The sequence below is a fragment of the Enterobacter sp. N18-03635 genome (assembly GCF_004006055.1).
Taxonomy (GTDB): Bacteria; Pseudomonadota; Gammaproteobacteria; order Enterobacterales; family Enterobacteriaceae; genus Enterobacter; species Enterobacter vonholyi.
This window is the reverse complement of record NZ_CP034769.1, coordinates 1,174,707-1,201,295: the sequence shown is the minus strand read 5'-3', so window position 1 is coordinate 1,201,295 and position 26,589 is coordinate 1,174,707. Positions and strand designations below refer to the sequence as shown.

Sequence of the window (26,589 nt, the reverse complement as noted above, 5' to 3'; positions counted from 1 at the left end):
TTTAGCTCCCGTAGGCCCGGTAAGCGCAGCGCCACCGGGCATTTGTACTATCCTAAAATTTCCTTCAGTACCGGCCCAATCTTTTCAAACGCCTGCGGTGAAATGATATCCACGTGGGCGCAGTCCTGGCTGTTCACCTCAAGTTCCGCCACCCACGGCGCCCATGCGGCCTGCGGATCCATCGTGCGCGTGCGCTCGGCGACAAACAGCGTCGCTTTGCCGTTAAAGCGCGCGCTGTGCGCCGTGGTGAGCAGCCGCACCGCATCGGCGTAGTTGCCCTCAATGGCGTTAAACAGCTCGCTGGAGCCCTGCCCCTGCTGGGCGGCGATAAACGCCTGACGCTCGCGTTCGATCTCCGCCAGCACCGCCGGGTCGAGACCGTTAGCCTCTTTTTCCGCCCAGTTCTGGGTTTCCGGCGGCCAGGTATCCAGCAGGCCGAGGAACGACACCTCTTCACCCTGCTCGCGCAGGCGGGCCGCAATACCCTGCGCCAGCGTGCCGCCGAGGGAATAACCGAACAGATAATACGGCCCCTGCGGCTGCTGCTTACGCAACGTGTTCAGATGATGGTCGATCACCCCATCAAGATCCGCGCACTGCTGCATCGGGCCGTCCGGGCGCGGCGACTGAATGCCGACGATTGACCAGCGCGGGCTGAGATAGCGCGCCAGGACGCTAAACTGCCAGGCGAAGCCGGACGCCGGATGGAAGCAGAACAGCGTCGGGCCGTCGCTCTCACGCAGCGGCAGAAGCGTTTCAAACCCCAGACGCTGCGCCTGCTCGTCGCTCATCGCAGAATCCAACAGCGCGCTAAGCTTGCTCACCGTGGAGGCAACCATAATTTGCCCCGGCGTCACCTTGCGGTTGAACGTGCGGCTAAGCTTCGCCGCCAGACGCATGGCCAACAGCGAGTGGCCGCCGAGGGCAAAGAAATCCGCCTCGATGTCATTGATCTCGCAGCCCAGCAGCGCGGTAAAAGCCCGCGCGACGGCGATTTCGGTTTCGCTTTCCGGCGCCCGCCCGGAGGTATTGCGGGTCAGTTCCGGCAGCGGCAGCGCCTTGCGGTCAAGCTTGCCGTTGGCGCTCAGCGGCAGCGCGCTGATTTGCAGCAGCACAACCGGCACCATATGCGGCGGCAACTGGGCTTTGAGTGATTCCAGCAGCGCGTCACGATCCAGCGGTAAACCGGATCCAGAAACCACGTACCCCACCAGCTGACGGGCATCGCCACCCGTTGCAGCCGCCTGGTTGAAGACGCAGGCGTGCGCCACGGCCTGGGCCACGTCCGGCAGCGACAGCATCGCCCGGTCGATTTCGCCCAGCTCAATGCGCTGACCGCGAATTTTTAGCTGATCGTCGCTGCGGCCGAGATATTCCACCGCGCCGTTATCCAGCCAGCGGGCAACGTCGCCGGTGCGGTACATGCGCTCGCCGGGAGCGAACGGGTCAGCAATAAAGCGGCTGGCGGTGAGGTCCGGACGGCCCAGATATCCCTGCGCCAGCTGAATGCCGGTGAGGTAGAGATCGCCCGCCACGCCGAACGGCACCGGGCGCATCATGGCATCCAGAATGCGCAGGCCCGTGTTCCACACCGGGAAGCCGATCGGCACGCTGTTGCCTGCAACTGCCGCCAGCTCAGGGCCATACGCCGGATACCAGCTGACGTCTACCGCCGCTTCCGTCGGGCCATAGAGGTTGTGCAGCGGCACGTGGGTCAGCTGTTCCCACTCGCGGCACAGTTCCGTCGGCAGCGCTTCGCCGCTGCAGAACACCTGCTTAAGCGTTTTGCAGCAGTCGACGTTTTCCGGCGTCAGTGAGGCAACAAACGCCGCCAGCATCGACGGCACGAAGTGGGTGGTGGTCACGCCGTAGTGGGCGAAGAAGCTTTGCATCGCCTGCGGATCGCGGTGCGCGTCCGGCTCGGCCATCACCAGCTTCGCCCCGGCGATAAACGGCCACCAGAACTCCCACACCGACACGTCAAAGCTGCACGGCGTTTTCTGCGCCACCACGTCGTTCGCGTTCAGAGGGTAGCGATCCTGCATCCACTTCAGGCGGTTGACGATAGCGGTATGGCCGACCATGACCCCTTTCGGACGCCCGGTCGAACCGGAGGTAAAGATGATATACGCCGTCTGCTCCGGCTTCGCCAGACGCAGCGGTTCAGCATCGGTGGCCGGTAAGAGTGTGTTGTAACTAAAGGCAGTAATCGGCAGATCGCTAAAGCGCGGAAGCTGTTCGTCAGTGGTAATGAGCAGCGACGGCTTCGCGTCCTCGAGCATCATCCGCAGGCGATCGTCCGGGTAGCCGGTGTCGAGCGGCAGCCACGCGGCGCCCGCCTCCACAATGCCGTGTAATGCTAACGTCAGGAATACCGAACGCGGCAGGGCCACCGCCACGCTGTCGCCCGGCTTCACGCCGCGCTCGCGCAGCTGGTTTGCCAGCGCGACGACCTGCTCGCGCATCTGGCTATAGTTCAGCTCAATATGCGCATCCGCCAGCGCCGGGGCGTCCGGCGTTTTGCTCGCTTGTTCCGCCACCAGATCCGCGAGCGTGGTGGACGGCAGCGCCAGTCCGGTATCGTTGATGCGCTCAAGCTGCGCGTATTCCTGTTCAGAAACGGTTTCCACTTCACCACAGCGCAGGTCCGGGTTGGCCGCAAACTGAATCAGCATCGCGTTCAGGCGAGCGACGTGACGCTTCAGCGTCGCTTCATCGTAACGCTGCTTATTGGCGAGGATCTCAATGCTTAATCCGCCCTGCTCGTCCGGGAACAACGCCAGCTCCAGATCGTTCACCGGTCCGGTCGCCAGCGTGTGGGTGATGGCCTCCACGCCGTCGATATCCAGCTGATAATCAAACACCTTAACGTTCAGCACGGGACCAAACAGCGCTTCATCACCCGCCGCTTTCCCGCTGTCTCGCACGATCTGCTCGGCGTCGTAGCGCTGGTGGCGGCGCATTTTTTTCAGCTGGTTCGCCAGGCGCAGCGCCAGCGAGGGCAGGCTCTCCTGCGCATTGATATTGACCGCCAGCGGCAGGACGTTAAGCACCGGGCCGGTCGCGGTCAGCGCGGCAGACCCCATGCGGCGCATAAAGATAAACCCGGCGGCGTAGTCCAGGCGTCCGGTAAGACGGCCCAGCCACAGCGCCACCAGCGCAAGCGCCAGTTCAGTACGCTGCGTCTGCCCTGCCGCCTGAGCAAGATGGCTAAAGGCTCGACCGTCGGCGTCAACCTTCAGGCGAAGAATATCGGTCGTGGCGGCGCGGCCCGGCAGCGGCGCGGAAGAGAGCGAGACCGGAGAAGGCAGCTGTTTACGCTGCTCGGCCCAGAAGGCGCCGTCGCGCCGGTACGCATCGCTCTCGCGATAGCGCTGGTACTCGTCCACCACCTCTGCAAATGGGGTAAACGGGGATTCCGGCGTGGGGTCGCCCTTTTTCCACGCGGCATAAATTGCGGCGATCTGGCGGGTAATGGCCGGGAAGCTGAAGCCATCCACTACCAGATGATGATAGCGCTGATACCAGTACCAGTGGTTTTCACCGACCTGAATCAGCTGGTGAAATGCCAGCGGCTGGCCGCTGTCGACGCGCAGGTTCTGGTTAAGATCGGATTCCATCAGCGCCACGGCGGCGGCGTGGGAATCAACGCGAACAACGGGCGGTTCCGGCAGAATGAAGGTGTCATCCACCCACTGCCACACCTCACCGTTTTCTTCCGCAAAGCGCATGCGCAGGGTATCGGCCTGCATCATGCCTGCGGCAATGGCTTTTGCCAGCAGTGGCGCATCAATATCGCCTTTCAGCTCGGTGTAGTGCGCCACGCTCCAGGCGTTTGGCAGCGTGGACAGCTGTTCCGCCATCCAGATACCTGGCTGGGCAGCGACGAGAGGAAGACGGTTCATGTGTTCTCCCCCGCAAAGTGAGACGACTCAAGCGTTTGCCAGTGTTCCGCCAGCCACTGCTGGCACGCCTCCTGAGACTGTGCTTCGCACACCACGCGCCACCCTGCCGGCAGTTCGCACTGCTGCGGCCACAGGCTGTACTGCCCCTGGTCATTTTGCAAAATAGCGAACTGTCCCTGCGGATTATCGAAAGGATTGCTGAATTCCATACAGACTCCGTTAGTGAATAAGCGGCTGCCAGAGGGTCATCAGCCCCTGCGTCAGCCCACCGCGCCAGCAAAGCGCGTCGTGTCCGCCGTCAACCTGACGCCAGATAACCGGTTGGTGCGTCTGCATCGCGGCGTAAATCGCCTGATTCGCGCGGAAGATGAGCGGCTCGTTGCGCCCGGCTTCAAGAATGATGCGTAGCCCGCGAGGGGTTATTTCACCGGCTTTAAGTTGTTCGATTAACAGCCCTTCCTGCTGCCCGCCGCGGTGCGGCCACCAGTAGGAGCCGGACTGGCTGAGCACGCAGCCAAAACGCTGCGGCCAGTTGAGGCCTGCATAAAGAGACGCGAGCCCGCCAAAGCTTTGCCCTGCGACCACCGTACGGTCGGCGCGGTCGCTGAACGGCGCGCGTTTTTGGACAAGGGGGAGAAGTTCTTCCTGCACCGCCAGCCAGAAATCGGGATTGCACGGCAGCTCGCGGTTGCGATGCTGCATGTCGATAACATCGATTAAGACGTAGACCGCAGGCGGTAATTTGCGCTCGGCGGTGAGAGACGCCAGCGCAGGCCAGACCGGCATGCTTTCGGCCCAGAACTGCCCGTCGAGCAGCACCGCCAGCGGGCGTTCCAGGTTGTCGTCCCCGGTGGTGAAAATCCAGATGCGGCGGCGATTTTTCAGGCGCGCGCTTTCCCACTCAACGCAAATCGGAGGTTGATACGGCGTATCGGGATGATTCCAGCCCGGCTGAACCGGCGCGTCCGGCATCTCCAGCGCGGAGACGGCATGGCCGCGCCCGCCGCGCCAGCTCTGCGGATTCAGCGGGTCTGCAACCGCGTGCGGCAGCAGCCTGCGCCAGCCCTCGCGCAGCGCCATGCGGTCCGGCTGCTCGCCTTCAAACACGACGCTGGCAAAATCGTTTTCATTTTCAGAAGGGATAAAACAGTAGCTCCCGCGCCACTCGGGGCTGAACTCACCCTGCCACTGCCAGACGTCGGTATCGGGAATGCGTTTGAGGGACTGCGGACGGGCATTTTGGTGATGATCGGTCACGCCGGTGACGTAGAGCCAGACGCGTTTGATCGGTGACGTTGTTTGCGTTCCTGCCGGGTCACGCCACCAGAACGTGACGCGATATTTTCCCTTTTCCGGCTTCCATTCAGGCCCGTTTTTCGACTGCCACCACGCCTCACTTCCCGTTGTTAACGCCGTCACCCTTATAACCTCATGTTTAACAGTCTTTTTTGTTTCAGAGCAAATTTTATTGATAATATTATTGATAACTATTTGCATTTGCAATAGCGTAGTGCCCGCGCTGTGGGAAGCGCTCATAAAACAACCACAAAAGCAGGACGTACAATGAATAAGAAGATTCACTCTCTGGCCTTGCTGGTCAATTTAGGGATTTACGGCGTCGCGCTGCCCGCTCTGGCAGACGACAACACCGCCTCTGCGCAGCACGAAGACACGATGGTGATCACCGCCGCCGAGCAGAATCTGCAGGCGCCGGGGGTATCGACCATCACCGCCGATGAGATACGTAAAAACCCGCCCGCGCGGGACGTGGCGGAAATCATCCGCACCATGCCGGGCGTTAACCTGACCGGTAACTCCACCAGCGGCCAGCGCGGGAATAACCGTCAGATTGATATCCGCGGCATGGGGCCAGAAAACACCCTGATCCTGATCGACGGCAAGCCGGTGACCAGCCGTAACTCCATCCGTCTGGGCTGGCGCGGCGAGCGTGATACGCGCGGCGATACCGGCTGGGTGCCGCCGGAGATGATCGAGCGCATCGAAGTGATCCGCGGTCCGGCCGCCGCGCGCTATGGCAACGGCGCGGCAGGTGGCGTGGTGAACATCATCACCAAAAAATTCGACGACCAGTGGCACGGCTCCTGGAACACCTACCTGAATGCGCCTGAGCACAAGGATGAAGGTTCCACCAAACGCACCAACTTCAGCCTGAGCGGCCCGCTGGGCGGCGACTTCAGCTTCCGCATGTTCGGTAACCTGGACAAAACCCAGGCCGACGCGTGGGACATCAACCAGGGTCACCAGTCTGACCGAACCGGTGCCTACGCCGACACGCTGCCCGCGGGCCGTGAAGGGGTGGAAAATAAAGACATCAACGGCGTGGTGCGCTGGGACTTTGCGCCGATGCAGTCTCTGGAATTTGAGGCGGGCTACAGCCGTCAGAATAACCTCTACGCCGGTGATACCCAGAACACCAACAACGACAACAGCTCCAGCGGCCTGGTGAAGAAGAACTACGGCAAAGAGACCAACCGTATCTATCGCCAGAACTTCGCGGTGACCTGGAACGGCGGCTGGGATAACGGCATCACGACCAGCAACTGGGCACAGTACGAGCACACCCGCAACTCCCGTCTGGGCGAAGGGCTGGCGGGCGGTCTGGAAGGCCTGTTCAACAGTAATAAATTCACCGACACCGATCTGGCCGACGTGATGCTCCACAGTGAAATCAACCTGCCGATTGATTTCCTCGTTAACCAGAACCTGACGCTGGGCACCGAGTGGAACCAGCAGCGTATGAAGGACTCCACCTCCTTCACGCAAACCCAGCAGGGCGGCATCATTCCGGGCATGAGCAACGACCGCAGCCCGTACACCTCGGCAGAGATTTTCTCGCTGTTCGCCGAGAACAACATGGAGCTGACCGACAGCACCATGCTGACCCCTGCCCTGCGCTTCGACCATCACACCATCGTCGGCAACAACTGGAGCCCGTCACTTAACCTGTCGCAGGGTCTGGGGGATGACTTCACGCTGAAGATGGGGATCGCCCGCGCCTACAAAGCGCCGAGCCTGTACCAGACCAACCCGAACTACCTGCTCTACAGCAAAGGTCAGGGCTGCTACGCCAGCTCCGACGGCGTGGGCTGCTACATGATGGGTAACGACGACCTGAAGGCCGAAACCAGCATCAACAAAGAGATTGGCCTGGAGTGGAAACGCGACGGCTGGCTGGCGGGCGTGACCTGGTTCCGTAACGACTACCGCGACAAGATCGAAGCGGGCTACGCGCCGATCGGTCACACCTCGTCCGGTAAAGTGAAGACGGATATCTACCAGTGGGAAAACGTACCGAAGGCGGTGGTCGAGGGCCTGGAAGGCTCCCTGAACGTACCGGTCAGCGACACCATTAACTGGACCAACAATATTACATACATGCTGCAGAGCAAGAACAAGGAGACCGGCGATCGTCTGTCAATTATTCCAGAGTACACGCTGAACTCGACCCTGAGCTGGCAGGTGCATCAGGACGTGTCGCTCCAGTCGACCTTTACCTGGTACGGCAAGCAGCAGCCGAAGAAGTACAACTACAAAGGTCAGCCTGTGACAGGGTCTGAGAAAGACGAAGTCAGTCCGTACAGCATCGTTGGTCTGAGCGCAACCTGGGACATGACGAAAAACGTCAGCCTGACCGGCGGCGTGGATAACGTCTTCGACAAGCGCCAGTGGCGTGCGGGGAATGCCCAGACGACCGGGAACGCCACCACCGGCGCCTATATGTACGGCGCGGGGGCTTATACCTATAATGAGCCAGGCCGCACGTGGTATATGAGCGTGAATACGCGATTCTGATAAAGGCAACAACGCATCCCTCTCCCTGTGGGAGAGGGTCGGGGTGAGGGCATCAGGTCGCACTATTTATTGACAGAGGGGAAAACATGCGCACAACCCACACCACGTTCATTCTCGCCGGCCACACCGTCCACCACGTCACCTTCGACCCAACTACCTTCACCGACGCCGATCTTCTCTGGCTCCCCCATCATGCAGAGCTTTCAAACGCCGGACGCAAACGCAAAGCCGAGCATCTGGCAGGCCGCACTGCCGCCGCGCATGCCCTCAGTGCGATAAATGAACGCGTAATTCCCGGTATCGGCCCCAGCGGTGAACCGCTCTGGCCGGAAGGCGTCTCAGGGAGCATCACCCACAGCGGCACGCAGGCAATGGCGGTTGTCGTCAGTCATCCAGATGCGCTTGTGGGTATTGATTGCGAAGCCATTCTTCCAGACCGTGAAGCCCGCGAAATCCCGGACGGTATCATTGATGCACAGGAAGCGATGTGCCTGACGCGCTCGGGCTACCCTTTTGCGCTAGCGCTGACGCTCACTTTTAGCGCCAAAGAAAGTTTGTTTAAGGCGTTCTTTCCGCAGGTGAAGACTTTTATGGGGTTTGAGTGGGCGAGAGTCACAGAGTTAACGGAAAAAACAATCACGCTGGCGCTTTCGCACCCGGCTGGAGACTATCCTGAGGGTAAACGCTTCACCCTCATCTGGCAGAATAATGATACGAGCGTGTGGACACTGCTAAAAGCCTGATGGCGCAACGCTTATCGGGCCTACAGTAAAGCGGTTTGTAGGCCGGGTAAGCGCAGTGCCACCCGGCATGAGGACAGCGGCGATGCCTTTATACGTTCTTCAGATCAAGGCTCAAACATCCGGGAACATCACGCTATTACCCGGCGCTTCCCTGTGGAGATGGATAAAGTTCAGGTGCCGTTCATACTGATCCAGGATGTCAGTGATCACCTGCTCCTTGCTGTAGTCCATCAAATCATTCCCCTGGCTTCCTTCCAGCAGGAAGGTCTCCAGCCGGTAGTAGGTCGACTTCCCGCTGCGCGCCCGGTAGGTAAACCCGGGCACCGAGTACTGCTGCGGCCAGATTTGATAAACAAAGTTCTGCTCGTCGCCCATGTGCACCAGCAGATCCAGGTGACCCAGGGTCTCGCCCTCCTCCGGCGGCAGATTTTTGAGCTCCACGTAGGCGCCACGCAGCCTCAGCTCCTGCGCCACCTCTTCCATCGCAGGGAAGCAGACGGTCTCCATCATCTGTTTGGTGTAGCGCGTGCCCGGGTAATTCATCAGGCGCGACAGGCGTTTCTTCCAGCTCAGCCTGTCCTGCGCCCCCATCGGACGCGGCGCGGTGTCGCGGCTGGCGCTGACGCGGCGGTAGTCTTCCACCTTGAGCGATTTATACAGCCCGGCCATGACAAAGAAGATGACGAAGCTGAACGGCAGCCCCATGATCACCGTGGTGTTCTGCAGCGCCGAGATGCCGTTGGTCATCAGCATGCCGAGCGTCAGCAGGCCGATGGCAACGGACCAGAAGATGCGCAGCCAGTTCGGCGCGTCGCTGTTGATGTCTTTGAGCTTCGAGGTGAAGTTGCCCAGCACAAGCGCGCCGGAGTCCGCCGAGGTGACGTAAAACAGCAGGCCGGTGATGGTCGCCACGGAGGCGCTAAAGGTGAACGCTGGATACTGCGCCAGCAGGCTATAGAAGCCGCGCTCCGGGTGCGCCATCGCTTCCTGCGCGAAGGTTGCATTGCCGTGGATGATCTCGTGCAGCGCGCTGTTGCCGAAAATCGACAGCCACAGCAGGGTAAAGGTGAACGGGATAATCAGCGTGCCCATTACGAACTGACGAATGGTGCGGCCACGCGAAATGCGCGCGAGGAACAGGCCGACAAACGGCGACCACGCGACCCACCACGCCCAGAAGAACAGCGTCCAGTTGTTCATCCACTCTACCGGGCGGTCGAAGGCGAAGCTGTTCAGCGTCATGCCCATAAAGCGGTTCACGTAGTCTCCCACGTTCAACACTAAGGCATTGAGCAGGAACGAGGTATCACCCATAAACAGCACGAACAGGATCAGGCCCAGCGCCAGCGCCACGTTCAGCTCGGAGAGCACGCGGATGCCCTTATCGACGCCCGACGTCACCGAAATAGTGGCGATAATGACGGAGAGCGCGATCAGCGCCGCTTTCGCCGCCATCGAGTCCGGAATATCAAACAGCACGCTCAGCCCGTAGTTGAGCTGCACCACGCCGATCCCGAGCGTTGTCGCGATGCCGAAGATGGTGCCGATCACCGCCGCAATGTCGACGCTGTGGCCAATCGGGCCGTTAATCTTTTTACCGAAGATCGGGTAGAGCGCAGAGCGAATGGTGAGGGGTAAATTATAACGATAGCTAAAGTATCCGAGCGCCATGCCCATCAGGGCGTACATCGACCAGCCCGTCAGTCCGTAGTGGAACAGCGTCCAGACCATCGCCTGGCGCGCGGCCTCCATCGTCTGCCCCGCCCCTTCTGGCGGCTGCATATACTGCGTGACCGGTTCCGCCACGGAGAAGAACATCAGGTCGATGCCGATGCCTGCGGCAAACAGCATCGCGGCCCAGCTCAGCAGGCTGAACTCGGGCTTGGACTGCTCAGGCCCGAGCTTTACCGAACCAAAGCGCGAGCAGGCAATGCAGACCACGAAGACAATATAGAGCGTCGCCGCCAGCAGGTAGTACCAGCCGAAGGTCTTCGACACCCAGTTCAGGGTGCGCCCAATCCACTCGGCAGAAAAATCACGAAAGAAGATCGTCGTCAGGGAAAACAACAAAATCAGCCCGGCGGACGTATAAAAAACGACCGGGTTGATTTTGTCTTTTTCTCTGTCCTGTGAAAGGTCTGTCATCCAGTATCCTCACTGTTTTTGTAACTATTAAAATCCAAATCCGCAACAATTAAGACACATTTTATATTGAACGTCCAATCAAAAACCGCTTTAATGTATAACCAACGCTGATGAATGGAGTGGCAACAATGCCCAAAGTGGGGATGCAGCCGATCCGGCGCAGGCAGCTTATCGACGCCACGCTGGAAGCAATAAATGAAGTGGGAATGCATGACGCGACGATCGCGCAGATCGCCCGTCGGGCGGGCGTTTCCACGGGGATCATCAGTCACTACTTCAAAGACAAAAACGGTCTGCTGGAAGCGACCATGCGCGACATCACCGGCCAGCTGCGCGACGCGGTTTTGAGCCGCCTGCACGCCCTGCCGAACGGCAGCGCGGAGCAGCGTCTGCAGGCGATTGTCGGCGGCAATTTTGATGAAACCCAGACCAGCGGCGCGGCAATGAAGGCCTGGCTGGCCTTCTGGGCGAGCAGCATGCACCAGCCGATGCTCTACCGCCTGCAGCAGGTGAGCAGCCGCCGCCTGCTGTCGAACCTGGTGTACGAGTTCCGCCGCGAGCTTCCGCGCGAACAGGCCCAGGAGGCGGGCTACGGGCTGGCGGCGCTGATCGACGGGCTGTGGCTGCGCGCCGCGCTGAGCGGCAAGCCGCTGGATAAGACCCTGGCCCAGTCACTGACCAGCCACTTTATCAGCCAGCATTTACCGACCGAATAACCGAGGAGAATTTATGTCCCGAATGGCAGAACAGCAGCTTTATATCAATGGTGGTTATACATCGGCCACCAGCGGTCGCACCTTCGAGACCATCAACCCGGCCAACGGTGAAGTCCTGGCGACCGTACAGGCCGCCGGGCGCGAGGACGTCGATCGCGCCGTAGAAAGCGCAACGCGCGGGCAAAAAGTCTGGGCGGCGATGACCGCCATGGAGCGCTCGCGCATCCTGCGTCGCGCCGTCGACATCCTGCGCGAGCGCAACGACGAGCTGGCAAAGCTGGAAACCCTCGACACCGGTAAAGCGTATTCCGAAACTTCCACCGTCGACATCGTCACCGGCGCGGACGTGCTGGAGTACTACGCGGGGCTGATCCCGGCGCTGGAAGGCAGCCAGATCCCGCTGCGTGAGACCTCGTTCGTCTACACCCGCCGCGAGCCGCTGGGCGTGGTGGCGGGCATCGGCGCGTGGAACTACCCGATCCAGATAGCCCTGTGGAAATCCGCCCCGGCGCTGGCGGCGGGCAACGCAATGATCTTCAAGCCGAGCGAAGTGACCCCGCTCACCGCCCTGAAGCTTGCAGAGATCTACACCGAAGCGGGCCTGCCGGACGGCGTGTTTAACGTCCTTCCGGGCGTGGGCGCGGAGACCGGCCAGTACCTGACCGAGCATCCGGGCATCGCCAAAGTCTCCTTTACCGGCGGCGTCGCCAGCGGAAAAAAAGTGATGGCCAACTCGGCGGCCTCGTCCCTGAAAGAGGTGACGATGGAGCTGGGCGGCAAATCCCCGCTGATTATTTTCGACGATGCCGATCTCGATCTCGCGGCGGACATCGCCATGATGGCCAACTTCTTCAGCTCCGGCCAGGTGTGTACCAACGGCACCCGTGTGTTTGTTCCGGCTAAGTTCAAAGCCGCGTTTGAGCAGAAAATCGTTGAGCGCGTGGGCCGCATCCGCGCGGGCGATCTGTTAGATGAAACCACTAACTTTGGTCCGATGGTCAGCTTCCCGCACCGCGACAGCGTGATGCGCTACATCGCCAAAGGCAAAGAGGAAGGCGCGCGCGTGCTGTGCGGCGGCGACGTGCTGAAGGGCGAAGGCTTCGATAACGGCGCGTGGGTGGCCCCGACCGTGTTCACCGACTGCACCGACAAGATGACCATCGTGCGCGAAGAGATCTTCGGCCCGGTGATGTCCATCCTGACCTATGACACCGATGAAGAAGCGATTCGCCGCGCCAACGATACCGACTACGGTCTGGCGGCGGGCATCGTCACGGCCGACCTGAACCGCGCCCACGGCGCCATTCATCAGCTCGAAGCGGGCATCTGCTGGATCAACACCTGGGGTGAATCCGCCGCAGAGATGCCGGTCGGCGGCTACAAGCACTCCGGCATTGGCCGCGAGAACGGCGTCATGACGCTCCAGAGCTACACCCAGGTGAAGTCCATCCAGGTTGAGATGGGTAAATTCCAGTCCATATTTTAACCGGGAGGTTTATTTGCAATTTGACTACATCATTATCGGGGCCGGCTCTGCCGGCAACGTGCTGGCTACACGACTGACTGAAGATCCGAACACTACCGTCCTGCTGCTTGAGGCAGGCGGGCCGGACTACCGCTTTGACTTCCGCACCCAGATGCCCGCCGCGCTGGCGTTCCCGCTGCAGGGCAAGCGCTATAACTGGGCGTACGAAACCGAGCCAGAGCCGTACATGAACAACCGCCGCATGGAGTGCGGGCGCGGCAAAGGGCTGGGCGGCTCGTCGCTGATCAACGGCATGTGCTACATCCGCGGTAACGCGATGGACCTCGACCACTGGGCAAAAGAGCCGGGCCTGGAGCACTGGAGCTACCTCAACTGCCTGCCCTACTACCGCAAGGCAGAGACCCGCGACGTTGGGCCGAACGACTATCACGGCGGCGACGGTCCGGTGAGCGTCACCACCTCGAAGCCGGGCGTGAACCCGCTGTTCGAGGCCATGGTGGAGGCGGGCGTGCAGGCAGGCTACCCGCGTACTGACGATCTCAACGGCTATCAGCAGGAAGGCTTCGGCCCGATGGACCGCACGGTCACGCCGCAGGGCCGACGCGCCAGCACCGCGCGCGGCTATCTGGATCAGGCGAAACCCCGTCCGAATCTGACCATCCGCACCCACGCCATGACCGATCGCATTCTGTTTGACGGCAAGCGCGCGGTGGGCGTCGAGTGGCTGGAGGGCGAAAGCACCATTCCGTCCAAAGCAACGGCGAAGAAAGAAGTGCTGCTGAGTGCCGGGGCGATTGCCTCCCCGCAGATCCTCCAGCGTTCCGGCGTGGGCAACGCTGACCTGCTGAAGCAGTTCGATATCCCGCTGGTACACGATCTGCCCGGCGTGGGCGAAAACCTGCAGGATCACCTGGAGATGTACCTCCAGTACGAATGCAAAGAGCCGGTCTCCCTCTACCCTGCCCTGCAGTGGTGGAACCAGCCGAAGATTGGCGCCGAGTGGCTGTTTGGCGGCACCGGCGTGGGCGCGAGCAACCACTTCGAAGCGGGCGGGTTTATCCGCAGCCGCGAGGAGTTCGAGTGGCCGAACATTCAGTACCACTTCCTGCCGGTGGCGATTAACTACAACGGCTCGAACGCGGTGAAAGAGCACGGCTTCCAGTGCCACGTTGGCTCCATGCGCTCCCCGAGCCGTGGGCACGTGCGCATTAAGTCGCGCGATCCGCACCAGCATCCGGCGATCCTGTTCAACTATATGTCCCACGAGCAGGACTGGCAGGAGTTCCGCGACGCGATCCGCATCACCCGCGAGATCATGCACCAGCCCGCGCTGGACAAGTACCGCGGCCGTGAAATCAGTCCGGGTATTGACTGCCAGACCGACGAGCAGCTGGACGAGTTCGTGCGTAACCACGCCGAAACCGCGTTCCACCCGTGCGGCACCTGCAAGATGGGTTACGACGAGATGGCGGTGGTCGACGGCGAAGGCCGCGTTCACGGGCTGGAAGGGCTGCGCGTGGTGGATGCGTCGATTATGCCGCAGATCATCACCGGCAACCTGAACGCCACCACTATTATGATCGGCGAAAAGATTGCCGACGCGATCCGCGGGCGCGAGCCGCTGGCAAAAAGTACGGCCGCGTATTATGTGGCGAACGGGGCGCCGGTAAGACGCTGAGGATATTTCCCCTCACCCGAGCCCTCTCCCTCAAGGGAGAGGGCGTTTATCTTCCCACCCAAAATTTTTTTATTTTCCTGCATCCAGTTTCCATCCTCCCCTCGTATATGCATATGTGAGCAACCCCTTTGCTCCCTAATCCGAGGAAAGATGATGAAAAAGCTAACCCGTGTTGCATTCGTAACCAGCGCTTTACTCTTCTGTGCAGGCGCATCAGCAGCCATGACGTCAGGCTCCGTGATGGTGGGCGGAGCGGAAATGTACCCGAGCAAAAATATTGTTGAAAACGCCGTGAACTCGAAAGATCACACTACGCTGGTGGCTGCCGTCAAAGCGGCCGGGCTGGTGGATACTCTCCAGAGCAAAGGGCCATTCACCGTGTTTGCCCCAACCAATGCGGCGTTTGCGAAATTGCCTGCCGGCACGGTCGAGAACCTGGTCAAACCCGAAAACAAAGCCACGCTCACCAGCATTCTGACCTATCACGTGGTCGCCGGTAATTACGATATGAAAGCGCTGGAGCAGAAAATTAAACAGGGCGGCGGCCGCGCGGAGCTGAAGACCGTTAACGGTCAGCCACTGTGGATCATGAGTAACGGCCCGCACAATATTCAGCTCAAGGATGGTAAAGGTAACGTGGCGAACATCAGCACCTACGACGTCCATCAGAAAAATGGCGTGATCGATGTGATTGATACCGTCCTGATGCCTAAGTAGTTGTCTATACTTCGGAAGTGTGACGTTGCCTTCCGGGAAAATCATGGATAACGCGCTGGCTGAACAGCAGTTGAAATTAATGCAGGCGGTCGCAAACGGCGATCGCCGCGCATTTGAACAACTTTACCGACTTACATCGCCTCACCTGTTTGCCGTTGCGCTGCGCATGCTGCACGACCGCGCATGGGCAGAAGAGATCCTTCACGACTGTTTTATCACCGTCTGGAGTAAAGCTGAAACCTACAACGCTGCACTGAGCTCCCCGATGACCTGGCTTACGCATATTGTGCGCAACCGCTGTATCGACTGGCTGCGCAGCGGGCAAACCCGGGCTGCCGACCGCGAGACGCCGTATAACGAAGCGCTTTTGCCTTGCGAGAACGATGAGCAGAATAACTGGCACGACGATGGGCAGGCAGCACGGCTCAGGCAGTGTCTCGAACATTTGAGCAGCGAGCAGCGCCAGAGCATTACGCTCGCCTACTATCAGGGAATGTCTCACAGCGACATTGCCGACTGGCTCCAGCAGCCTCTTGGCTCGGTGAAAAGCTGGATACGTCGGGCAATGGACCATCTTCGGGAGTGTGTCGGGCTATGAATGACGCAGAAAAACGCGACGACATGCTGGCAGCAGAGTATGCCCTCGGCACGCTGCGGGGAGGAGCACGGCTTCAGTTCCAGAAACGGGTTGCCCATGAACCCGCCCTGGCCGCCCGCGTCGCGTACTGGCAGGAAATGTTCAGCACGCTGGATAGCCATCTTGTGCCCGTCCCTCCACCCGAGACGGTGTGGAAAAGAATCGCCCTCGATCTGCCGCCTAAAATGCCTTTACGCAAAAGTCGGCCTTATGTCGGCTGGATGGTTGCAGCCTCACTCGCCGCCCTGGCGGTCGTTGCCTGGTATGCCACCCGAGCCCCGGAACTCGTTCCGCTGATGGTCCTCAACGATGCCCAACAGCACGGGGAGTGGGTCATCAGCGCGGATGCCAGCCGCCAGCACTTGAGCATTGCCCCACTTCGGCCGACGGCCGTCGCGGCGCAACACAGCCTGCAGCTTTGGCTGATCCCAGGCGGGCAGGCGCCGGTCTCCATGGGGCTGCTGCATAACGACATACCGACACGCGTCACCCTCAGGAACACAACTCTCCCTCCTGACGCCATGATAGCCATAAGCCTTGAACCAGAGGGCGGCTCGCCCACTGGCCTCCCGACAGGGCCGGTGCTTTACAGTGGCAAATTGTAATCCTCAGGCCCTGTTCGCAGGGCCGCTATCGTTAACCAATTTCATTTATATAATACCCTCGGTTACCTATAAGAATTAAATATTAGCCCTGCAATTAGTTTAATTATTAAAAAACGACATTGACAGACTCTTCCGCACTCCATTAAGTTTTACACGAACATCCTTTTATTCCTGATACACAATATATCAAAAAACGCGTTAATGAATTTGTCATTATTCATTAACGCTTCTCTGCCTTTTATTTTTTGCATCACTCAATAGCGAGATAAGATCATGAATAATAGTGCAAACAAAGTTGTTGTTATCACCGGCGCCAGCAGCGGTATTGGTGAGGCCATCGCCCTTCATCTGGCAGATAAACCTTTTTCACTGGTGCTTGTTGCCCGTCGTCTGGAGAAAATTAATGCCCTGGTGGACCGCATCATCCAGCAGGGTGGCCAGGCGATAGCCGTAAAGGCCGATGTCACCCGTCAGGAAGAGGTGCAGCGCGCCATTGACGCTGCCGTTGCCGCCTACCAGCGCGTGGATGTGCTGATCAATAACGCGGGCTTTATGGCTATCGCCCCGCTCAGCGAGCTGAAAACCGACGAATGGGACAAGATGATTGATACCAATCTGAAAGGGGTGCTGTACGGCATCGCCGCGGCTTTCCCGGTGTTCCAGCGTCAGGGCCGCGGGCATTTTATAAACGTTGCCTCCGTCGCGGGCATCAAAGTGCTGGCCCCTGGCGGCGTGGTGTATAGCGCCACGAAATTCGCCGTCCGCGCGCTGAGTGAAGGCTTACGTCAGGAGGCGGGTAAAACCATCCGCACGACGCTTATTTCTCCCGGTGCCGTCGAAAGCGAACTGCAGTTCGGCAGCTCTGATGCCCCAAGCAAACAGTTCCTGCATGAATTTTATAAGCAGGCTATTCCGGCTGACGCAATTGCCCGCGCGGTTTTATTTGCTATTGAACAGCCTGGCGACGTTGATATTAATGAAATTGTTGTTCGTCCGACGCAGGAAGAATTTTAGCCGGCGTTAAATAATGCTGAATGAGGTGTCATTATGATTAAATCATTAACGTCCTTATCAGATTTAAATATGCGATCGGGTGCCGACATTCTTCTTGAAGTGCTGGAGAGTGAAGGGGTGGAATATATTTTTGGCAACCCCGGAACAACCGAACTTCCGCTCATTGATGCCCTGCTTCGCCATGAAAATATTCACTATATTCTCGCGCTTCAGGAAAGCACCGTAGTGGCCATTGCCGACGGCTACGCAAAAGCCTCCGGCAAAACGGGCTTTATTAATTTGCATACCGCCAGCGGCCTGGGACACGGCATGGGGAACCTCATTAATTCGCGGATCATGAAAACTCCGCTGGTGGTCACCGTCGGACAGCAGGACACGCGGCACTACGTCCGCGACCCGCTGCTGTATGACGATATTGTTTCCATAGGCTCCCCGGTCATGAAATGGGCGCAGGAGGTTACCAGCGCCGACCAGCTCCCGGTTCTTGTGCGCCGCGCGTTTCACGCGGCCAGCTACCCTCCGGGTGGCCCGGTCCTGCTTTCACTCCCGATGAACGTCATGGAAGAGCTGAGCGACGCCGGAATACAGACGGCATCCAGAGTGAACTACCACACCGTCGCGGGCTCGCTGGACGAGCTGGCGGAGGCGCTCAGCGAAGTCACCCCGGGCAGGATCATGATTGTGGCGGGAGATGAAGTTCACTCCAGCGGCTCGACGCAGGAGATTGTCCAGCTTGCTGAAGCGCTCAGCGCCCATGTCTACGGCTCCTCCTGGCCCCTGAATTTGCCCTTCCCTACGCAGCATGCGCTCTGGCGGGGCAATATGCCCACCACCGCCAGCGAAATTGCCAGCATCATCAACGCCTACGATGCCGTATTTATCATCGGCGGCAGAAGCCTGATCACTATTTTGTACAGCGAGGGCGAGGCCATTCCGGAAACCTGCGCGGTATATCAGCTTTCGGCGGATATGCACGAGCTTGGCCGCACCTATGCCACTCGCCTTTCAGTAATGGGGGATATCAAACTGTCCCTGCATGAACTGCTGCCAAAGCTTAAGCAGCGACTGATCGCCAGCACGCTGGTCCACCAGCGGCTGCTGGTTGCGGCCCGCGACGAACGGGAGAAGGAGTGGCAGCAGCAGGAAGAACGTCTGGCCGCCGAGCAGCTACGCCCGGCGATCTCCCCGATGGTGGCGGCCTGGGAAGTCATCCGGTCCATTCCGGCGGGTACCACCATCGTGGATGAGGCGATAGCGACCGCCCGGCATGTCCGCCGGTTCATCTCTGACCAGCAGCATCAGCGCTACTATTTTATGCGCGGCGGCGGACTGGGCTGGGGGATGCCTGCCTCAGTAGGGCACTCGCTGGGACGCGGGCGTGAGCCGGTGGTCTGCCTGATAGGCGACGGGGCCTCCCTGTACTCGCCGCAGGCGCTCTGGACGGCGGCACACGAAAATCTGCCGGTCACCTTTATCGTCATGAATAACAGGGAGTACAACATCCTGAAAAACTTTATGAAGAGCCAGGCTGACTACAGCTCAACGCGGCTGGGGCGTTTTATCGGGATGGACCTGGTGAACCCGCATATTGATTTTCAGTCGCTTGCCACCGCCATGGGCGTCCACTGCTGCCGGGTAACCGAGGCTGCAGATATCGCCGAAGCGGTAACGCGCGGCCTGCAGTCAGGAAAAACCAACCTGATTGAAATCGCGATTTCCGCGGATTAATCGCGCGCTTACGCTGTACCCAACATAAAAAACTTATAACCGAAACGCCTCAAGCCGCTTTATCTGCCGCCCTTCATGGTCAAAATTCTCCGCCGCCAGCCAGGCGCGCAGCTCCGCGTCTCTTTGTGGCCATTCGCCGTCAATAACAGAAAGCATATCGCTGTCGCGGTTGCGCCCTTTGCGCACCAGCTTCTGGCGCAGGCGCCCTTCCCAGACAAACCCCAGCCGCTCCGCCGCCCTGCGTGAGGCAACGTTCATGGAATCACACTTCCACTCGAGGCGCCGGTAGCCGTGCTCAAACGCATTTTTCAGCAGCAGCCACACCGTTTCGGTGCCGATGCGGGATCCTTTCATTTTGCGCGACCAGGTGACGTGACCAATTTCCACCGAGCCCAACAGCCGCTCGTTGGCCATATAGCTCACCAGCCCTACCGCCCGCTCGGTGCGTAAATCAATGACGGCAAACGGCACCAGCTCATCGTCCATAACCTTCGCCACGATCCAGTGCGCGGTGGCTTCCACACTCGTGGGCTGCGTGCTGGCAAGCCACGTCCAGTCGCTGTCGTCGCCCAGCGCGTAGGCCTCAAAGAGATCGGCCGCGTGGCGATCGGCGTCCAGCGGCTCCAGGCGACAATACTGGCCGAACAGCGGGGTGCGGGTTAATACGCGCGCGCCTTTCCAGTCCGGAACGATATCGTTAACGGTTTGACCATGTTGATTGATTTCGGGCACGGCGGTGACTCCCTGAAAGGTAAGGCATTTGTTATAGCAGGTTAAAAAGCAGGCGAAAAGCAGCGTGTTTTAATAGCCCGAGCGCATGCGATATTCCCGGAAGGCATAAGTAAAGCTGAATTTCGACTTTGCGGAATGTCACACTCGACCTAACGTAGCGGAGCATAAAACAATCACAATATATTCTTCTCAGGGATCGCTATGACAAAAAAACTGTTGCCGTTACTGGTGCTGGCTGCGCTCTCAGGCGCTGTCCACGCCGCTACTCCGCCCAACACGCTGGTGGTTGCCCAGGGGCTCGATGACATCGTGAGCCTCGACCCGGCCGAAGCCAACGAGCTTTCCAGCATCCAGACCGTCCCGAGTCTGTACCAGCGTCTGGTGCAGCCGGACCGCGATAACCCGGAAAAAATCACGCCGATTCTGGCAGAAAGCTGGGAAGCGGACGCGGCAGCAAAAACCCTGACCATCAAGCTTAAGCCCGATGCGAAATTCGCCTCCGGCAACCCGCTGCGCCCGGAAGACGTGATCTTCTCTTATACCCGCGCCGTGACGCTGAACAAATCCCCGGCCTTTATTCTCAACGTGCTGGGCTGGGACGCGAGCAACATCGCCAGCCAGCTGAAAAAGGTGGACGAGCACACCCTCCAGCTTCACTGGACGGCGGACGTCAGCCCGTCGGTGGCGCTGAATATTCTCTCCACGCCGATTGCCTCTATCGTGGATGAAAAACAGGTCGCCGCGAACGTGAAGGATAATGACTTCGGTAACGCGTGGCTAAAAATGCACTCGGCGGGCAGCGGCGCGTTCAAAATGCGCGTCTATCAGCCGCATCAGGCCATCGTGCTGGAAGCCAACGACTCCGCCCCCGGCGGCGCGCCGAAGCTGAAAAGCATCATCATTAAAAACGTCCCCGATCCGGCTTCGCGCCGCCTGCTGATCCAGCAGGGTGATGCGGACGTGGCGCGCGATCTCGGTGCAGATCAGATAAGCGCCCTGGACGGCAAGCCGGGCGTGAAGGTGCTGAGCATCCCGTCTGCGGAGCAGAATTACCTGGTGTTTAACACCGGCAACAGCGCCAACCCGCTTCTGAACAACCCGGCGTTCTGGGAAGCCTCGCGCTGGCTGGTAGATTATGAAGGCATCACCAAAAATCTGCTGAAAGGCCAGTATTTTGTTCATCAGAGCTTCCTGCCGGTCGGCCTGCCGGGCGCGCTGGAAGACAACCCGTTTAAGTTTGACCCGGCAAAAGCGAAAGCCATTCTCGCCAAAGCGGGCATTAAGGACGCGCACTTCACGCTGGACGTGGAGAACAAGCCGCCGTTTATTACCATCGCCCAGTCGATGCAGGCGAGCTTTGCGCAGGGTGGCGTGAAGGTGGATCTGCTGCCTGCAGCCGGGAGCCAGGTCTATGCCCGCGTGCGCGCCAAGCAGCATCAGGCGGCGATTCGTCTGTGGATCCCGGACTACTTCGACGCGCACTCAAACGCCAGCGCCTTCGCGTGGAACGACGGGAAGTCCAGCACCGTGGCCGGTCTGAACGGCTGGAAAATTCCGGAGCTGAACAAGGCCACGCTGGCGGCGGTTGCCGAGCCGGATCCGGCGAAGCGTCTGGACCTGTACAAGAAAATGCAGGAACAGCTGCAGCAGAGCTCGCCGTACGTGTTCGTCGATCAGGGCAAAACCCAGATCGTGGTGCGCGATAACGTGAAGGGGTATCAGCAGGGGCTGAACGCGGATATGGTCTGGTACGATCGCGTCACGAAGTAGCCCTTGTTGCCGGGTGGCGCTGCGCTGACCCGGCCTGTGTTCTCGGTTTTTGTAGGCCGGGTAAGGCGAAGCCGCACCCGGCATGAAGAGATTTCCCATGCCACATCTTTCCACCCGCGTGCTTCAGGGCCTGCTGACCCTGCTGCTTACGCTCTTCGGGCTGCTGCTCGTCACGTTTGCGCTCTCGGCGTTTTCACCGGTCGATCGCGTGCTGCAGATCGTCGGCGATCACGCCAGCCAGTCGACGTACGATCAGGTTCGCCACCAGCTAGGGCTGGATCGGCCCCTGCCCGTGCAGTTCTGGCATTACCTGCAAAACCTTGCCCACGGGGATTTAGGCACCGCCAGCGCCACCGGACAGCCGGTGCTGCAGGATCTGCTGCACGCATTCCCCGCCACGCTGGAGCTGGCAACGCTGGCGTTAATCATCGGCGCCGTGCTCGGCGTGACTGCCGGAGTGCTGTGCGCTCGCTACGCCGGTTCGCCGCTCGATTTAGCCATCAGAACCCTCACCCTGCTCGGCAACTCGGTACCGATTTTCTGGCTCGGCCTGCTGATGCTGGCCCTGTTCTACGCAAAGCTGCAGTGGAGCGCGGGTCCCGGCAGGCTGGACGATATCTGGCAGTTCACCGTCGAGCCGCGCACCGGCTTTGCGCTGATAGATACCTGGCTTTCCGGCGATCGCGAGGCGTTCCGCAACGCCCTCAGCCACCTGGTGCTGCCGGTGCTGCTGCTGGCCTATTACTCGCTGGCAAGCATTACCCGCCTGACGCGCTCGGCCTGCCTGAGCGAGATGAACAAAGAGTACATCCTGCTTGCCCGCGCAAAAGGTGCCGGGGAGGTGACCATCCTGCTGCGACACGTGCTGCCGAACATTCGCGGCACCCTGCTGACGGTGATCGCGCTGGCCTACACCAGCATGCTGGAGGGCGCGGTATTGACCGAAACCGTCTTCTCATGGCCGGGGATCGGGCGCTATCTCACCACCGCCCTGTTCGCCGGAGACACCACCGCGGTCATGGGCGGCACGCTGCTGATTGGCGTCTGCTTTGTCCTGATCAATAACCTTACCGACCTGCTCGTGCGGGCAACCGATCCCAGGGTGCGCTGATGCCGTTTTATCTCTTCTTACGCCGGCTAAGCCGCTCCCCTGCCGCATTTTGCGGGCTGGTTGCCATCGCGCTGCTGGGGGTTATTGCCCTGTTCGCGCCGTGGCTGGCCCCGGTTGACCCGAACTGGCAGGACGCCGCCGCGCGCCTGCAGGCACCGAACGGCCAGCACTGGCTGGGCACAGACAGCTACGGTCGCGATCTGCTTTCGCGCCTGATTTACGGCACCCGTCCGGCGCTCGGGCTGGTGGCGTTAGTCACCGTTATTACCCTGCCCGCCGGGCTGCTGGTGGGTATTTTGTCCGGCTACTACGGCGGCTGGCTGGAGCGCATCCTGATGCGTTTTACCGACGTGGTGATGTCAATGCCGCGCCTGATCCTCGCCTTCGCGTTTGTGGCGATGCTTGGCCCGGGGCTGGTCAACGGCGCGCTGGCGCTGGCCTTAACCACCTGGCCCGCATACGCGCGTCAGGCGCGGAGTGAAATTCAGCGTCTGCGCCACAGCGATTACCTGGCCGCAGCAGAGATGATGGGCATTCGCGGCCTGCGCCTGCTGGTCGGGCATATTCTGCCCCTGTGTTTGCCGTCCGCGATTGTGCGGCTGGCGCTGGATCTGGCAGGCATTATTCTGGCCGCCGCCGGTCTCGGCTTCCTCGGCCTTGGCGCACGTCCGCCCATGGCCGAATGGGGAGCGATGATTGCCGACGGCATGCAGGTGATTTTCGACCAGTGGTGGATTGCCGCCATTCCGGGCGGGGCCATCCTGTTTGCCAGCCTGGCGTTTAACCTGCTGGGCGATGGCCTGCGCGACGTACTGGAGCCACAGCATGAATGAACCCCGCGTCATCGTCGATGCGCTGAATATCGACTACCCCGCCGCGCGCGTGGTCAACAACCTGAGCTTTACGCTTGGCAACGAGCGGCTGGCGCTGGTGGGGGAATCCGGCTCCGGCAAGTCCATGTCCGCCCGCGCGCTGATGGGTCTGGTGCGAAAACCCGGTATCGTGAGCGCCAACCGGCTTAACGTGCTTGGCAACGACCTGCTGACCCTGAACGCCCGCCGCTGGCAGGCGCTGCGCGGTAACGGGATTGCGATGGTCCTGCAGGACCCGCGCTACGCGCTGAATCCGGCGAAAAACGTCGCCGCTCAGCTTGATGAGGCGCTGACCCTGCATCAGCGCCTGCCCCGCGCTGAACGCCTGGCGCGCATTCACGACATCCTCCGCGCCGTCGGACTCAACGAACATGTCCTCCAGCGCTACCCCGGGGAACTCTCCGGGGGCATGGGCCAGCGGGTGATGATTGCGATGGCGCTGCTCAACAACCCGCAGGTGCTGATTGCCGATGAACCCACCTCCGCGCTGGACGCCCGCCTGCGCAACCAGATCCTCGAGCTGCTGGTGCAGCAGTGCGAAGAACGCCAGATGGCGATGCTGTTAATCAGCCACGATCTGCCGCTGGTGGCGGAGCACTGCGACCGCGTGCTGGTGATGTATCAGGGCGAAAAGGTCGATGAGATGGCGGCAAGCCATCTCCCGCAGGCGACGCATCCGTACACGCGAACCCTGTGGACCTGTCGTCCAGACGCCAATACCTATGGACAGATGCTGCCGACGCTCGATCGTTCGCAGCCGTGGAAGGAGGCCAACGATGGCGCTCGTTGAGGTTAACCAGGTGCAGGTCACCTTCGGGGAAAAAACGGCGGTTTCGGCCGCCAGCTTTAGCATTGAGAGAGGCGAGACGTTCAGCCTGATCGGTGAGTCCGGCTGCGGCAAATCGACCCTTCTGCGCGTGCTGGCTGGGCTGCAGCGCGAGTGGCGCGGCAGTATTGCGCTACTGGGAGAAGCGTTAACGCCAGGACGACGTTTTGAAGGCGAGCTTCGCCGCAACGTGCAGATGGTATTTCAGGATCCGTGGGCGTCGCTGCACCCGAACCACACCATTGCGCGCACCCTGTCGGAGCCGTTAAAAATCCACGGCGAAACGCAGATTGCCGAAAAGGTGGCGGATGCGCTGCAGCAGGTGGGGCTTTCCGCCGACGCGGGCAGGCGCTACCCGCACCAGCTTTCCGGGGGCCAGCGCCAGCGCGTGGCTATTGCCCGCGCGCTGCTGCTGCGCCCGCAGCTTCTGCTGCTGGACGAGCCGACCTCGGCGCTGGATATGTCGGTGCAGGCGGAGATCCTGAACCTGCTCAACCGTCTTAAGGCCGAGCACGAGATGACCTATCTGCTGGTGAGCCACGACGCGGACGTGATTGCCCATATGTCCGACCGGGCGGCGTTTATGGCGCACGGGAAGATCCAGAAGGTGTTTGACCGTGAGGCTATGTTAAGAGGCGAGCACAGGATGGGGTAAACCGTGCGGCGGCGCGGGTTTTCCAGGCCGGGTAAGGCATCGCCGCCACCCGGCCTACAATTACTTCAGCAGCTTCACCGTGGCATCAATGTCGATCTCATCTTCGGTGAAGATCAGCGTCGTGTTCTGGAAGGTGGTGATCGCCAGCTTCTTCACCGTGCGCATTTCGCCCGGCTTTTTATCAGATTTCGGCTTGATGCTGTTCATCAGCAGCCCCACCGACAGCACCGCATTCTCTTTGTCGATTTTGGTATCGGCAGGCTCTTCTTCGCTGAACACCACGAAGGACTTAATCGAGCTGAGCTTCACGCGCTCGCCTGCGATATAGAGATGTTTGCTTTCGGGGATCACCTTCACCGCGTAGGCGGAAAGGCCTTTGTTGTTGGTCGTTGGCTCAAAGGTCACCGCGGCATCTTTCTTAATCAGATCGGGGTTCGCGACCTTAATCACATGAAAATAGCGGTTGTCGCCGTTTTCATCTTTGATAAATCCAAAGCCTTTATCTTTAAACCACGTTGTGATTGTACCGTTCATCGCTGTTACCGCCTGTCAGATCGTAATGACTAAAGTTTTGCAGCGCGCAGTGTAATGCACAATGACGGAGGAGACAAAAAAAAGCCCCTGCACGGGTGCAGGGGAAAACTCATGTCAGAGCTTATTAGAATTTAGTTGAACACCATCCCACCATCGATGAGCAGAGACTGGCCGGTCATGTAGTCGGAATCCGGTCCCGCCAGGTATGAAACGCAGGCGGCGACATCTTCCGGTTCGGAAAGGCGGCCAAGCGTAATGCGTTTGGCAAAAGTCTCGGTTCCGTAGCCGAGCGGTTTACCCGCCGCCTCGGAGACCTGACGGTCGATCTCCGCCCACATCGGCGTTTTCACGATGCCCGGGCAGTAGGCGTTAACGGTGATCCCCAGCGGAGCAAGATCCCGCGCGGCGGTCTGGGTTAGGCCGCGCACCGCGAATTTACTGGAACTGTAGACGGCCAGCTCCGGGTTACCGGTGTGGCCCGCCTGGGAGCAGGCGTTGATGATCTTGCCGCCGTGCCCCTCTTTGCGGAACGCGTCAATCGCCGCCTGAATGCCCCAGATCACCCCTTTCACGTTGATGTTGTAGACCTTGTCGACAATCTCCGGCGTGATGGATTCGATTGGCGTAGACGGCGCGATCCCGGCGTTATTGACGATCACGTGGAAACCGCCCAGCGCGGTGCGGGCTTTCTCCACCGCCGCAAATACCTGCTCGCGGTCAGAGACGTCCACCTTCACGGCGACGGCGTTACCGCCGTTGCGGATAATTTCATCGGCCACGGCTCTGGCCGTTTCCGCGTTATAGTCGGCGATGGCGACGGCAAAGCCATCTTTCACCAGGCGAAGCGCAATCGCTTTACCAATCCCCTGGCCTGAGCCTGTTACGAGAGCAACTTTTTGCAT

General features: G+C 60.1%; 22 protein-coding genes. 15 read left to right on the top strand and 7 right to left on the bottom strand.

Features of this window, described 5'->3' with window-relative positions:
- Positions 1–47: 47 nt before the first annotated feature.
- The 3 genes from entF to fes are packed head-to-tail and all read right to left on the bottom strand — an operon-like array spanning position 48 to position 5,324.
- A complete protein-coding gene (gene entF / locus ELK40_RS06370) occupies positions 48–3,905 on the bottom strand; it encodes an enterobactin non-ribosomal peptide synthetase EntF (protein WP_127729953.1) in 3,858 nt (1,285 codons plus the stop codon).
- Complete coding sequence (locus ELK40_RS06365) at positions 3,902–4,114, bottom strand: MbtH family NRPS accessory protein (RefSeq protein ID WP_127729950.1); 213 nt, start codon at positions 4,112–4,114, stop codon at positions 3,902–3,904. The genes entF and ELK40_RS06365 overlap by 4 nt, the downstream gene beginning before the upstream one ends.
- Positions 4,115–4,124: 10 nt before the next feature.
- Positions 4,125–5,324 (bottom strand): enterochelin esterase, encoded by a 1,200-nt coding sequence (gene fes, locus ELK40_RS06360; protein ID WP_115874454.1) that lies wholly within the window; start codon positions 5,322–5,324, stop codon positions 4,125–4,127.
- A 144-nt stretch (positions 5,325–5,468) separates the two neighbouring features.
- Between fes and ELK40_RS06355 the strand changes: the two genes are divergently transcribed.
- Positions 5,469–7,718: a TonB-dependent siderophore receptor gene (locus ELK40_RS06355; protein WP_115874453.1), complete on the top strand. Its 2,250-nt coding sequence runs from the start codon at positions 5,469–5,471 to the stop codon at positions 7,716–7,718.
- A gap of 86 nt (positions 7,719–7,804) precedes the next feature.
- A complete protein-coding gene (gene entD / locus ELK40_RS06350; RefSeq protein WP_127729947.1) occupies positions 7,805–8,461 on the top strand; it encodes an enterobactin synthase subunit EntD in 657 nt (218 codons plus the stop codon).
- Between the two features lie 111 nt (positions 8,462–8,572).
- Here entD and betT read toward each other — a convergent pair whose 3' ends face one another.
- Complete coding sequence (gene betT / locus ELK40_RS06345; RefSeq protein ID WP_127729944.1) at positions 8,573–10,606, bottom strand: choline BCCT transporter BetT; 2,034 nt, start codon at positions 10,604–10,606, stop codon at positions 8,573–8,575.
- Positions 10,607–10,734: 128 nt separating this feature from the next.
- Here betT and betI point away from each other — a divergent pair, with 128 nt between their 5' ends.
- The 8 genes from betI to ELK40_RS06305 all read left to right on the top strand — a co-directional run bounded on the left by betI (position 10,735) and on the right by ELK40_RS06305 (position 19,187).
- Positions 10,735–11,322, top strand: coding sequence for a transcriptional regulator BetI (betI, locus tag ELK40_RS06340; RefSeq protein ID WP_127732737.1), 588 nt, complete (start codon positions 10,735–10,737; stop codon positions 11,320–11,322).
- A gap of 13 nt (positions 11,323–11,335) precedes the next feature.
- Entirely contained in the window at positions 11,336–12,808 is a 1,473-nt protein-coding gene (gene betB / locus ELK40_RS06335; protein WP_127729941.1) for a betaine-aldehyde dehydrogenase, read from the top strand.
- A 13-nt stretch (positions 12,809–12,821) separates the two neighbouring features.
- The gene (gene betA, locus ELK40_RS06330) at positions 12,822–14,486 is read left to right on the top strand and encodes a choline dehydrogenase (protein WP_127729938.1); all 1,665 of its coding nucleotides are present in this window, start codon (positions 12,822–12,824) and stop codon (positions 14,484–14,486) included.
- A gap of 153 nt (positions 14,487–14,639) precedes the next feature.
- A complete protein-coding gene (locus tag ELK40_RS06325; RefSeq protein ID WP_115874448.1) occupies positions 14,640–15,203 on the top strand; it encodes a fasciclin domain-containing protein in 564 nt (187 codons plus the stop codon).
- Positions 15,204–15,246: 43 nt separating this feature from the next.
- Entirely contained in the window at positions 15,247–15,801 is a 555-nt protein-coding gene (locus tag ELK40_RS06320) for a sigma-70 family RNA polymerase sigma factor (protein WP_115874447.1), read from the top strand.
- A complete protein-coding gene (locus ELK40_RS06315; RefSeq protein ID WP_115874446.1) occupies positions 15,798–16,445 on the top strand; it encodes an anti-sigma factor in 648 nt (215 codons plus the stop codon). The genes ELK40_RS06320 and ELK40_RS06315 overlap by 4 nt, the downstream gene beginning before the upstream one ends.
- Before the next feature lie 273 nt (positions 16,446–16,718).
- Positions 16,719–17,459, top strand: a complete 741-nt coding sequence (locus ELK40_RS06310) for an SDR family oxidoreductase (protein WP_111964443.1) — start codon at positions 16,719–16,721, stop codon at positions 17,457–17,459.
- Between the two features lie 33 nt (positions 17,460–17,492).
- On the top strand, positions 17,493–19,187 hold the full coding sequence (locus ELK40_RS06305; RefSeq protein ID WP_127729936.1) for a thiamine pyrophosphate-binding protein: 1,695 nt from the start codon (positions 17,493–17,495) through the stop codon (positions 19,185–19,187).
- A gap of 33 nt (positions 19,188–19,220) precedes the next feature.
- On the opposite strand, the gene ELK40_RS06300 is transcribed toward ELK40_RS06305, so the two are convergent.
- Positions 19,221–19,919: a GNAT family protein gene (locus ELK40_RS06300; RefSeq protein ID WP_127729933.1), complete on the bottom strand. Its 699-nt coding sequence runs from the start codon at positions 19,917–19,919 to the stop codon at positions 19,221–19,223.
- Between the two features lie 201 nt (positions 19,920–20,120).
- Here ELK40_RS06300 and ELK40_RS06295 point away from each other — a divergent pair, with 201 nt between their 5' ends.
- The 5 genes from ELK40_RS06295 to ELK40_RS06275 all read left to right on the top strand — a co-directional run bounded on the left by ELK40_RS06295 (position 20,121) and on the right by ELK40_RS06275 (position 25,153).
- Entirely contained in the window at positions 20,121–21,689 is a 1,569-nt protein-coding gene (locus tag ELK40_RS06295; protein WP_127729930.1) for an ABC transporter substrate-binding protein, read from the top strand.
- A gap of 97 nt (positions 21,690–21,786) precedes the next feature.
- A complete protein-coding gene (locus tag ELK40_RS06290; protein WP_127729927.1) occupies positions 21,787–22,800 on the top strand; it encodes an ABC transporter permease in 1,014 nt (337 codons plus the stop codon).
- Positions 22,800–23,633: an ABC transporter permease gene (locus ELK40_RS06285; RefSeq protein WP_127729924.1), complete on the top strand. Its 834-nt coding sequence runs from the start codon at positions 22,800–22,802 to the stop codon at positions 23,631–23,633. The genes ELK40_RS06290 and ELK40_RS06285 overlap by 1 nt, the downstream gene beginning before the upstream one ends.
- Entirely contained in the window at positions 23,626–24,462 is an 837-nt protein-coding gene (locus tag ELK40_RS06280; protein ID WP_127729921.1) for an ABC transporter ATP-binding protein, read from the top strand. Before ELK40_RS06285 ends, ELK40_RS06280 begins: the two co-directional genes overlap by 8 nt.
- Positions 24,449–25,153 (top strand): ABC transporter ATP-binding protein, encoded by a 705-nt coding sequence (locus tag ELK40_RS06275; RefSeq protein WP_127729919.1) that lies wholly within the window; start codon positions 24,449–24,451, stop codon positions 25,151–25,153. The genes ELK40_RS06280 and ELK40_RS06275 overlap by 14 nt, the downstream gene beginning before the upstream one ends.
- A gap of 60 nt (positions 25,154–25,213) precedes the next feature.
- Here ELK40_RS06275 and ELK40_RS06270 read toward each other — a convergent pair whose 3' ends face one another.
- Together ELK40_RS06270 and ELK40_RS06265 are read right to left on the bottom strand one after the other, a co-directional pair.
- Entirely contained in the window at positions 25,214–25,687 is a 474-nt protein-coding gene (locus ELK40_RS06270; protein WP_111964451.1) for a cold shock domain-containing protein, read from the bottom strand.
- Between the two features lie 131 nt (positions 25,688–25,818).
- Positions 25,819–26,589: a (S)-acetoin forming diacetyl reductase gene (locus tag ELK40_RS06265; protein WP_023618768.1), complete on the bottom strand. Its 771-nt coding sequence runs from the start codon at positions 26,587–26,589 to the stop codon at positions 25,819–25,821.